Origin of the sequence: Streptomyces sp. NPDC057654 (assembly GCF_042800135.1) — a bacterium.
GTDB lineage: Bacteria > Actinomycetota > Actinomycetes > Streptomycetales > Streptomycetaceae > Streptomyces.
This window is the reverse complement of record NZ_JBHVHQ010001053.1, coordinates 1-2,662: the sequence shown is the minus strand read 5'-3', so window position 1 is coordinate 2,662 and position 2,662 is coordinate 1. Positions and strand designations below refer to the sequence as shown.

1 protein-coding gene is annotated in these 2,662 nt (G+C 70.7%); it reads right to left on the bottom strand.

What is annotated here, in order from left to right:
• A partial coding sequence (locus tag ACFU99_RS40265; RefSeq protein WP_384402716.1) for a RelA/SpoT family protein occupies window positions 1-2,552 on the bottom strand: 2,552 nt, incomplete at its 3' end.
• Window positions 2,553-2,662 lie beyond the last annotated feature (110 nt).

Below are 2,662 nucleotides of genomic sequence, written 5' to 3'. Positions count from 1 at the left end.
CGGTAGACGTCGTACACGCCCTCCACCGTACGGACCGCCTTGAGCACATGGCCGAGGTGCTTGGGGTCGCCCATCTCGAAGGTGAAGCGCGAGGTGGCGACCCGGTCGCGGGAGGTCTGGACGGCGGCGGAGAGGATGTTGACATGCTGGTCGGAGAGGACCCGCGTGACGTCCGAGAGGAGCCGGGACCGGTCGAGGGCCTCGACCTGGATGGCGACGAGGAAGACCGATGACTGGGTGGGCGCCCACTCGACCTCGATGATCCGCTCCGGCTGCTGCGAGAGCGAGTCCACGTTGACGCAGTCCGCGCGGTGCACCGAGATGCCGTTCCCACGGGTGACGAAGCCGATGATGGGATCGCCGGGCACGGGCGTACAGCAGCGCGCGAGCTTGACCCACACGTCGTCGACGCCCTTGACGACGACGCCGGGGTCCGCGTTGGAGCGCCGCTTGGAGCGGCCGCGGATCGGGGTGGACTCGACGATGTCCTCGTTGGCGGCCTCCTCGCCGCCGAGCGCCTGGACGAGCTTCTGCACGACGCCCTGCGCGGCGACGTGTCCCTCGCCGATGGCCGCGTAGAGCGAGGAGATGTCGGGGTAGCGCATCTCGTGGGCGAGGGTGACGAGCGAGTCGCCGGTCAGGATGCGCTGGATCGGCAGGTTCTGCTTGCGCATCGCCCGCGCTATCGCGTCCTTGCCCTGCTCGATCGCCTCCTCCCGGCGCTCCTTGGAGAACCAGGCGCGGATCTTGTTGCGGGCCCGCGGGGACTTGACGAAGCCGAGCCAGTCGCGGGACGGCGCGGCGCCGGCCGCCTTGGAGGTGAAGACCTCCACCAGATCGCCGTTGTCCAGGGTCGATTCGAGCGGTACGAGCCGCCCGTTGACGCGGGCGCCTATCGTGCGGTGGCCGACCTCGGTGTGGACCGCGTACGCGAAGTCGACGGGGGTGGCGCCGGCCGGGAGCGCTATGACGTCGCCCTTGGGCGTGAAGACGAAGACCTCGTTGCGGGAGAGGTCGAAGCGCAGCGATTCGAGGAACTCGCCGGGGTCCTCGGTCTCCTTCTGCCAGTCGAGCAGCTGGCGCAGCCACGCCATGTCGTTGACGGCGTCCTGGCCCTTGCCCGCGTTCTTGGGCACGTCGGTGCGGACCTTGGAGGCGCCGGCCACGGCCTCCTGCTTGTACTTCCAGTGCGCGGCGATGCCGTACTCGGCGCGGCGGTGCATGTCGAACGTGCGGATCTGGAGTTCGACCGGCTTGCCGCTGGGCCCGATGACCGTCGTGTGCAGCGACTGGTACATGTTGAACTTGGGCATCGCGATGTAGTCCTTGAACCGCCCCGGCACCGGGTTCCACCGGGCGTGCACGGTGCCGAGCGCCGCGTAGCAGTCGCGGACGGTGTCGACGAGGACGCGGATGCCCACCAGGTCGTAGATCTCGGCGAAGTCGCGGCCGCGCACGATCATCTTCTGGTAGACGCTGTAGTAGTGCTTGGGCCGTCCGGTGACGGTGGCCTTGATGCGGGCGGCGCGCAGGTCGGTCTGGACCTCGTCGGTGACGATCGCCAGATACTCGTCGCGCTTGGGGGCCCGTTCGGCGACGAGCCGCACGATCTCGTCGTACATCTTGGGGTAGAGGATCGCGAAGGCGAGGTCCTCCAGCTCCCACTTGATGGTGTTCATGCCCAGCCGGTGGGCCAGCGGGGCGTAGATCTCCAGGGTCTCGCGGGCCTTCTTCTCCTGCTTCTCCCGCTTGAGGTAGCGCATCGTGCGCATGTTGTGCAGCCGGTCGGCGAGCTTGATGACCAGGACGCGCGGGTCCTTGGCCATGGCGACGACCATCTTGCGCACGGTCTCGGCCTGGGCGGCCTCGCCGAACTTGACCTTGTCGAGCTTGGTGACGCCGTCGACGAGGAGGGCGACCTGGTCGCCGAAGTCGCGGCGCAGGGTGTCGAGCCCGTACTCGGTGTCCTCGACGGTGTCGTGCAGCAGGCCCGCCATCAGGGTGGCCGGATCCATGCCCAGCTCGGCGAGGATGGTGGTGACGGCGAGCGGGTGGGTGATGTACGGGTCGCCGCTCTTGCGCTTCTGGCCGCGGTGCCAGCGCTCGGCGACCTGGTACGCCTTCTCGATCTGGCGCAGCGTCGAGGCGTCGGCCTTGGGGTCGTTGCCGCGGACGATGCGCAGCAGCGGTTCGAGGACCGGGTTGTACGGGCTGGAGCGCTGCACGCCCAGGCGGGCGAGGCGGGCCCGGACGCGGTTCGAGGAGCCGGAGCGGGCGGTGGGGCGGGGGGCCGGGCGGGCGGAGGTGGCGCCGAGGGCGGGGCGGTCCGCCGGGGCCGCGGGCACGGCCTCGGCCGCCGTCTTCGGGGCGGTCGTCGGCAGGGGCTGCGGTGCGGGCTCGGGCCCGGCCTTCGCCTCTGGCTCCGCCGCGGGCTGTGTCGTGGCATGGGCCCCGGCGTCCCGGCCGTTCCGGGGCGTGTCCGCGGCCGCCGCGGCCTCGGGCGTGGGCTGCTGCGGCTGCGCGGCGGTGAGCGGCTGGGCCTCGTCTGGCAAGAGCACTCTCCTCATGCGGGTCCGGCCCCCCGGTCAGGTCCGGACTGCCATGGTAACGATCCCGGCCACCGCGCTCTCCCGCAGGCGGCCGGCCTGTGGATAACGGAAGG